We start from the raw sequence: 7,491 nt of genomic DNA on the forward strand, positions 1-7,491 counted from the left end.
TAACCCATAAGGAAACTCAAACTCCGCATGGCACATCTCTCGGATTAGTGCGACCATGCCAGAAGAAGAAATCCCAGAAAGAGTATTATCTCCTCTTACGCATAGAACTACCTCAGCCTGTCCAGAGGCAATAGCCATAGCGGCTTCGGCCGCCATCCAAACGGCGGTTGCCCCACCTATTGCGACCGAGGAAAAATACCTGGGTCTTAAGCCAAAATAGTCTGCAAAGGTGGTACAGTGCATAAATGTATGTTCTACCAACGAAAAAGCGGTTACTAAACCATCTACGTCTGATTTTTTTATGCCTGCATCTTCAATCGCCAGCTTGGAAGCTTCTGAAAGAAACTGAAAGGAACTTTTATTAGGGATTTTACCCTGTTCTGTTTCTCCCACGCCTGCGATCACAATTTTATGCTTTTTCAAAACTTCTCGTGCGTCTTCCACTTTTGGAATTGAGGTTGCCATTTTTCTTCCCCCTTTAATCTGTGTTTAATACAAAAACTTACCATAAATTGACAATATTAAAAGTTTTTTCTGGGGTTTAAAAGGCTTTACAATAGCGGAAACACGCTGCCGGTTGTTAAATTCCAAGCTCACGAGCTATTACAATATGTTGAATTTCAGAAGTCCCTTCGGTAAGGGAAGCAAGCTTTGCATCCCTATAGTATCTCTCCACAGGGTATTCAACTCCATAACCATATCCACCAAGAACCTGTACAGCTTCAGTGGCTACCCACTGGACCACCTCTGCAGCATAAAGCTTAGCCATCGAGGCTTCCTTCACACATCGTTTCCCCTGACTATAAAGCCAGGCGGCTTTATAGACCATGAGCCTTGCAGTTTCTACCTTTACCGCCATATCTGCCAGTTTAAAACTTATAGCCTGGAATTTAGAGATGGGTCTCCCAAACGCCTCTCTGTCTTTTGAGTACTGAAGGGCATATTCAAAAGCGGCCTGCGCCATTCCAACAGATTTTGCTGCATGGGTAATCCTTGCTCCAAGAAGGGTTGACATGGCGCGCTCAAACCCCCCTTCTCCAACTAACAAATTCTCTTCTGGAACTTCACAATTTTCAAAAACAAGCTCTCCGGTGTCTGCCGCCTTGTGGCCGAGCTTATGTATCTTCCCTCCCACTTTAAACCCCGGAAAGCCTTTTTCAACTATAAAGAGGCTAATCCCCTCCCCCTTTCTGCTCTTATCCGTATATGCGGCAACAATCGTGAAATCCGCCATACAGCCATTTGTAATCCATGTCTTAGCCCCGTTGAGTATATACCTATCGCCCTCTTTAACAGCCTGTGTGCGGATACTGCGGGCGTCGCTTCCGGCGTTGGGTTCGGTAAGCCCGAGAGCGCCTATCTTCTCCCCAATGATTCCGGGGACAAGGTATTTTTGCTTCTGCTCTTCTGTCCCAAACTTATAAATGGGAAAGCAGGCTAATCCTATGTGGGCATTTATACACATAGCTATCCCCGCGTTTATCTTCCCCATCTCTTCGGCAAATATACAATCGGTTACCTTGTCTAACCCCACTCCGCCGTATTCCTCGGGAAACACGATCCCTAGAAACCCCATCTCGCCAAGCTTGGGGAAAAGCTCCTTTGGAAATTCCTCTTTTTTCTCGTATTCTTCGATAAGCGGCTCAATCTCGTTCTTCCCGAACTGTCTCGCCGTGTCCCTGAACATATTCTGCTCTTCTGTAAATTCAAAATCGAGAGGCACTTTTTTCCCTCCTATTAATTTATTGCTATCAACCACAAAAAGCCAGGTAAATGGAAAGCTTTGATTATATCACGTTTTCGCATAATATAAAGTTCACGAAATTCCGGGCTTAGTTTATAATCTACAATATGAAAAAAAGAACAGAAAACTCAAGACATTTCGTATTACCTCTTAGTAAAGCGAAAGAAAACACGATACGAAAAATTGCTAATATAGTACGCCAAGAAGGATGGGATTATTATGACCTGAGATATGCTTACGGCAGAGTGAGAAAGCGGCTTGACTTAAAACCAGCAAAAAGAACTAAGAACCTTCCCCGTGTTCTCTCTGAAGAAGAGGTCAAGAGATTTTACCGTGCGATTGAGAAAGCCGATAACATCCAACATGAGCTTATGTTAAAACTCTTATTCTTCACCGGAGTAAGAAATCGAGAGTTGGTAAACATCAGGATGAACGATATATATCCGGATGAAAATAAGATTTTTATCGAAAAGGGTAAAGGCGGAAAAGACAGGTATGTTCTTTTTAATTCGGATTTTAAAACAGCACTAAAGATTTATATTAAAAACCATCCAAAGAATAAATATCTCTTTCAAACAAGATTGAATGATCAATATACGCCAAGAAGAATTCAACAGATAGTTAAACACTACGCCGAGAAGGCTGGTATTGAGGCAACTCCACACACATTTAGGCACCAAGCAATAACCTGGCTTTCAAAGCACGGATTTACAGACGGGGAGCTTATGCTGATAACCGGGCATAGCTCTAAAGAGAGCCTTAAAATATATCAACATCTAGCTCTAAAAGACATTGAAAAAAAATACCAAAAAGCCATGAAAAAAGTTGAGTTTTAACCTACATCTCAAACAATAGCATACCAACCAGAAGGTTTTTATTAAACCCTCCGGTCCTGTCTCTACAATTTTTGCAAATTTTAACCAGATAGCTGATTATCCCGCTTTAGGAGGCACATATACCCAAACTAGCTCAGAGCCATTCGCCATACAATGGACTTCGTACTCTGTCTGGGGTGGGAACCCTACCCAGCTTCCTTCTCCAATAGTTTTGGTCTCACCTTCACTCAAAATCTTAAAACTTCCCTTCGTGACGTAATAGGCTACATAGGTCTCTGAATTCTTAAATCTCTTCAGTTCCTCACCCATATTGCAACGATACCAGCCAAACCAGAATGGATAATTAGCATTGCCGGCAGGAGCGTTGCTAAGCGCATCACTAGCTGGACCAAAAGCAAGTGTAAGCATTCCGCTGCTCCCCGGAATGACGTCACCACAACTAAATTGTTTAAGCTGTGAATTACTGAGAAATCCCATTTTTTTTACCTCCTTCCCTTACAGATTTCATTTGCATCAGAAAATTAAAACAACCTCAACTTTAAGAAACAATAACCCTCTTGTTACCGGCTTCTATATGAGCTTTTATATCATGGTTTTCGAGAGAAAGTCAACAGAAATTAGAAATAATTTTAAAATTTGTCCGTAGAAAGATGAATTATCTCTAAAACATACAAAGACGATTGACAAAGAACAAATAGTTCTCTAAAATCTGCAAAACAAACAACTAATCACACAAAAGCATCTAATAATACTTCAAAATGGATCAATCGCTCTTCCATTTATGAGAAATCTTCAAAAGTTTAGGTAATAGGGTCAATATGAATAAAACTTCTCAAGAAGAAGTCTTAACAACCAAAGAGACTAGCAAATATCTAAAAATAGCTCCTCGGACCTTATATCGTCACATCAGAGAACACAATATACCTGCTTTCAAATTAGGTAGAGAATGGCGCTTTATAAAATCAGAACTCGACAAATGGTTAATGAAAAAGGTCCAAGAAATATCGCAAGAAAGTAGATAAACTGGATAATAAATGAGCAGGATAGTTGCTATAATCAATCAAAAGGGCGGAAGCGGAAAAACTACAACCGCAGTCAATCTTGGTGCATATCTGGCAAGGTTTGGTAAAAGCGTTCTGCTAATAGATTTAGACCCGCAGGCGAATAGCACGATCCATCTTGGGCTGAAACCCCACGAAGTAGAAAGAAGCGTTTATGATGTTATGATGGACGAAAGGCTATTTTCAGATGTTATTCGGAAAACAGCAGTTGATAACCTACTCATTGCTCCAGCCGATATAAACCTTTCGGGAGTGGAGATAGAACTTGCAGGAATGGTAGGGAGGGAAATAATATTAAAGGATGCTGTTGAAAAAATAGCCAATAATTACGATTATATACTAATAGATTCGCCTCCTTCCCTCGGGCTTCTTACGGTTAACGCATTAACCGTAGCAAAAGAAATAATTATTCCTGTTCAAACAGAGTTTTTCGCTCTTGAGGGGATGGGTAAGCTTTTTCATACTGTAGACATAGTTAAAAAAAGGCTAAACCGGGATCTGAGAATAACTGGGATTGTACCTACAATGTTTGACGGAAGAACAAACCTCTCTCGTGAGGTTATGGAAAAAATTAGAGAACATTTTGGAGACAAAGTTTATAAAACTATAGTACGAAAAAATGTAAGACTTGCTGAGGCATCAAGTCATGGAAAACCGATTTTGCTGTACGATCCCCGGTCTACTGGAGCAGAAGATTATGAAACCCTGTCAAGAGAGGTAGATAGTTGTGTCTAAAAGGAAGGTGCTAGGAGCTGACCCCCTCAGTTGGATAAAACCAACTGTTCAAATACATGATAAAGAAGGCTTAGAACGAAACGAATTAGATACTACTACGGCATCTGTAGAGATGGTTCTAACTAGTCGAAACTCCAGAGTTCCAAAATTCCAGACCTATGAAATAAAACTAACTCTTAGATTGGGGGAAGACCACCTTGAATTTCTCTCTAAGCTTGAAAGGGAGATAATGAAAAAAAGATCACCTGCCAATAGAAAGGAGAGGATTACAAAAAACTCCATTCTAAGAGCCATGATCAATGCAGCCAAAAACTTGGATATTGACACAAACGAAATAGGAGATGAAACAGAACTTATAGATCGCCTTAGACAAGGCTTTAACTCAAAATAGGAAATATAACACTTATTTTAAAGAAATTGCTAGGAACAACTCAAATCTAGACTTGTTTTTTCCCCAAAAGTAAGGATATCTTTTCAGCAGTAAGTGTACAAACAGTCGCGACAAAAAAGCTTCTTGCTTTTTCATAAGCTTTAGGAATCTTATGATATGGAAATTCTGATTTAACCTCCTCCGCAATTTGATCTGGATTAACTTTGATATTGTTTTTCGATAATTCATTTACTCTGTTGGTCATAATTTCTTTGCAGGCTTTATAAACCCCCTCTTCGACTAGCTCTTCTATTAACTTTATGTTATATAAGTTGTCATATATCTCAAAAAGTCTTTCTCTAAAAATCCCATTTCTAAAATACTCTTGCACCCTTTCTTTTTCACTTTGAGCAATACTAGGAGATATTTCTAGGCTGCTATCCTTTCCATTTTCGCTGTTTTTTACCTTAAGGGTACTTTTATTCTTATTTATATGAGTCTTATTAATATATGAGTATTCTTTGGGTGACATATTTGTCACCCCCCCCCCGGAAATATTTGTCACCCCCCCCGTGACATATTTGTCACCCCCCCCTCTGACATATTTGTCACCCCCCCTCCTCTTGTGGGTTTTTGCCTTATCTGTGGTATTTAAACGTTCTTCCTCAATTTTAGGCATTGCTTCTATAAGTCTTTGTACTAAAGGTCGAAAATCAAAAATCGTTGTTATTTGAGCTCCGCTTTCTTCATCAAATCTTTGTGTTCTGATTAACAAATTCATTTCTTCCAAATCCTGCACTATTCTCTTTATGCTTCTTTCTGCAACGCCTGCTCTTTGTGCTAGAGTTGAATAACTTGGAAAGGGATTTTCTGAATCCCATTTAAATGACATTATGTCAATTATTAAAACAAGATGCTGCGGTTTGATATCTAGGCTTGACCTATACCGAAGAAGTATATTAGGGACACTCGTAAATCCTTCATCTAATACATCTCCCCAGATTTGGACTATTTTGGATTTATCTTGTTGTTTTACCGTCATAGTGCACCTCCCGGTTTTTGTTAAACAAAAAGCTTGACAGCGTGTCTTGCCAGAAGGTATCATTAAGATGTTCCACCTTCCGGTTGCCGCCGTTGCTATTAGCTCTCTGCTAGGCTTCGGCGGCTTTTTTATTTCTTTGTATATTAGTTTAAGCGCTATTATATTTTGATGGGCTGTGAAAATCAACTTGATTCTTTGCTGACATCTTATCCTAAATACGAAAGTTGCTGCGTTTCATACTTCCTAACTAGTGTAGTTATGAACTTCGGCAGTTCATAGGTTAGGAACTTCCCAAACAAGTGTTTGTGAAATACGGTTCCGCTATTGCACTCAGTTTAAATTCAACTTGCAATCAGGGATTAAAATAATTTAAAATAAAAGAAGTTTAGCTAGGGAGGTTATAACTATGAGAGATGTTTATATTCTCGGCGTTGGAACAACGGCCTGTGGCAGGTTCCCAGATAAACCTGCCCATATATTAGGGCGCGAAGCAGCATGGGCTGCAATTAAGGACGCTGGTATTCATCCGAGGAAAATTGAAATAGCTTTTTGTGGACATGTTTACCAGGGAATGGGTGTTGGGCAAAGAACCCTTAAGGAAATTGGGCTAGTTGGACAACCTGTTGTAAATGTTGAGGGAGCGTGTGGGAGCGGAACACTTTCGTTGTGGGAAGCCTGGAGATCTATATCGTATGGTCAATATGACATCGTTCTTGCTCTTGGAGTCGAGAATCTTAGCCGTATTCTTTCTGGAGGACCACTACCTCTTGAGGAAGACGATATAGAAGTTGCTATGGGAATGGGGATGCCAGCTCTTTATGCTATGAGAGCAAAAAGATACATGGAAGAATACGATATTACAGCTGAGCAATTAGCAAAGGTAGTAGTAAAAAGCCGTAAGCACGCTGCCTTAAATCCAATTGCTCAATATCGAAAAGAGACAACGATAGAAGAGGTACTCAGTTCACCGATGATTGCAGATCCTCTGACCCGTAGTCAGTGCTGTCCTGTAGGGGATGCCTCGGCGGCGGCTGTGCTGTGTTCGGGAGAGTTAGTGAATAAGCTAGCCACTAAAAAACCTATCAAAGTGCTTGGTTGTGCTGCTCAGTCTGGGAAATATAGTACCCCTGAAAAACTGATCTGTGACCCTTCTGAAAATGTTTCTAGAACATCTGGAATGGCGTATGAAATGGCTGGATTGGGGCCTGGAGATATGGATGTGGCTGAGATTCATGATGCTTTTTCTATAGCGGAAATGATAGTTTATGAAGCTCTTGGATTCTGTGAAAAGGGAGCAGGAGCTAGGCTCATCGAAGAAGAGAGAACATCACTTGGAGGAGACATAGTTGTCAACCCGGGAGGAGGACTTTTGTCTAGGGGGCATCCAGTAGGAGCTACAGGACTTTTACAGACAGCAGAGATCGTATGGCAGTTGCGTGGCGAAGCTGGAGCACGCCAGGTGCAGGATGCAAAAGTTGGAATTATAGAAACAATGGGTGGAGCCCAGCCAGCTATGGATGGAATTACTTGTGTAGTAAGCATATTAGGTGGTTAGGAAGGAGATCGGGAAGAGAAGATATGAGTAAAAAGATAAATGATCAGAGTGAAATATATAGACCAGACTTATTCTCTACAACCCCTCGTCCGCATCTTATTGCAGGTCGATGTAAGGCATGTGGGAAATACACTTTTCCTAAATACTA

Annotated in this window: 9 protein-coding genes; 5 read left to right on the forward strand and 4 right to left on the reverse strand. The window is 40.6% G+C overall.

Annotation, left to right across the window (positions count from 1 at the left end):
• The coding region (locus VGA95_05655; protein HEX9666030.1) for a hypothetical protein at nucleotides 1–465 on the reverse strand (465 nt) is incomplete at its 3' end.
• A 115-nt stretch (nucleotides 466–580) separates the two neighbouring features.
• Nucleotides 581–1,723 carry an acyl-CoA dehydrogenase family protein gene (locus VGA95_05660; protein HEX9666031.1) on the reverse strand — a complete coding sequence of 381 codons (1,143 nt, stop codon included), beginning with the start codon at nucleotides 1,721–1,723 and terminating at the stop codon, nucleotides 581–583.
• 128 nt (nucleotides 1,724–1,851) lie between these two features.
• Between VGA95_05660 and VGA95_05665 the strand changes: the two genes are divergently transcribed.
• Nucleotides 1,852–2,580 carry a tyrosine-type recombinase/integrase gene (locus VGA95_05665; protein HEX9666032.1) on the forward strand — a complete coding sequence of 243 codons (729 nt, stop codon included), beginning with the start codon at nucleotides 1,852–1,854 and terminating at the stop codon, nucleotides 2,578–2,580.
• A gap of 96 nt (nucleotides 2,581–2,676) precedes the next feature.
• On the opposite strand, the gene VGA95_05670 is transcribed toward VGA95_05665, so the two are convergent.
• Complete coding sequence (locus VGA95_05670) at nucleotides 2,677–3,057, reverse strand: hypothetical protein (protein HEX9666033.1); 381 nt, start codon at nucleotides 3,055–3,057, stop codon at nucleotides 2,677–2,679.
• A 341-nt stretch (nucleotides 3,058–3,398) separates the two neighbouring features.
• On the opposite strand from VGA95_05670, the gene VGA95_05675 reads away from it, so the two are divergent.
• Genes VGA95_05675 through VGA95_05685 form a run of 3 tightly spaced genes read left to right on the forward strand, consistent with a single transcriptional unit; the run spans nucleotide 3,399 to nucleotide 4,767 of the window.
• Complete coding sequence (locus VGA95_05675) at nucleotides 3,399–3,602, forward strand: helix-turn-helix domain-containing protein (protein HEX9666034.1); 204 nt, start codon at nucleotides 3,399–3,401, stop codon at nucleotides 3,600–3,602.
• 12 nt (nucleotides 3,603–3,614) lie between these two features.
• Complete coding sequence (locus VGA95_05680; GenBank protein HEX9666035.1) at nucleotides 3,615–4,376, forward strand: AAA family ATPase; 762 nt, start codon at nucleotides 3,615–3,617, stop codon at nucleotides 4,374–4,376.
• Nucleotides 4,369–4,767 (forward strand): hypothetical protein, encoded by a 399-nt coding sequence (locus VGA95_05685; protein ID HEX9666036.1) that lies wholly within the window; start codon nucleotides 4,369–4,371, stop codon nucleotides 4,765–4,767. The genes VGA95_05680 and VGA95_05685 overlap by 8 nt, the downstream gene beginning before the upstream one ends.
• Before the next feature lie 46 nt (nucleotides 4,768–4,813).
• On the opposite strand, the gene VGA95_05690 is transcribed toward VGA95_05685, so the two are convergent.
• On the reverse strand, nucleotides 4,814–5,788 hold the full coding sequence (locus tag VGA95_05690; protein HEX9666037.1) for a helix-turn-helix domain-containing protein: 975 nt from the start codon (nucleotides 5,786–5,788) through the stop codon (nucleotides 4,814–4,816).
• 406 nt (nucleotides 5,789–6,194) lie between these two features.
• Here VGA95_05690 and VGA95_05695 point away from each other — a divergent pair, with 406 nt between their 5' ends.
• Nucleotides 6,195–7,343 (forward strand): thiolase family protein, encoded by a 1,149-nt coding sequence (locus tag VGA95_05695; protein ID HEX9666038.1) that lies wholly within the window; start codon nucleotides 6,195–6,197, stop codon nucleotides 7,341–7,343.
• Nucleotides 7,344–7,491: the final 148 nt, after the last annotated feature.

This window comes from Thermodesulfobacteriota bacterium (assembly GCA_036397855.1).
Classification (GTDB): Bacteria; Desulfobacterota_D; UBA1144; order Nemesobacterales; family CSP1-2; genus DASWID01.

Excerpts from the sequence above, each read along its gene's own strand:
- VGA95_05665 (HEX9666032.1), top strand. The coding sequence starts at position 1,852 with ATGAAAAAAAGAACAGAAAACTCAAGACATTTCGTATTACCTCTTAGT.
- VGA95_05670 (HEX9666033.1), bottom strand. The coding sequence starts at position 3,057 with ATGGGATTTCTCAGTAATTCACAGCTTAAACAATTTAGTTGTGGTGAC.
- VGA95_05675 (HEX9666034.1), top strand. The coding sequence starts at position 3,399 with ATGAATAAAACTTCTCAAGAAGAAGTCTTAACAACCAAAGAGACTAGC.
- VGA95_05680 (HEX9666035.1), top strand. The coding sequence starts at position 3,615 with ATGAGCAGGATAGTTGCTATAATCAATCAAAAGGGCGGAAGCGGAAAA.
- VGA95_05690 (HEX9666037.1), bottom strand. The coding sequence starts at position 5,788 with ATGACGGTAAAACAACAAGATAAATCCAAAATAGTCCAAATCTGGGGA.
- VGA95_05695 (HEX9666038.1), top strand. The coding sequence starts at position 6,195 with ATGAGAGATGTTTATATTCTCGGCGTTGGAACAACGGCCTGTGGCAGG.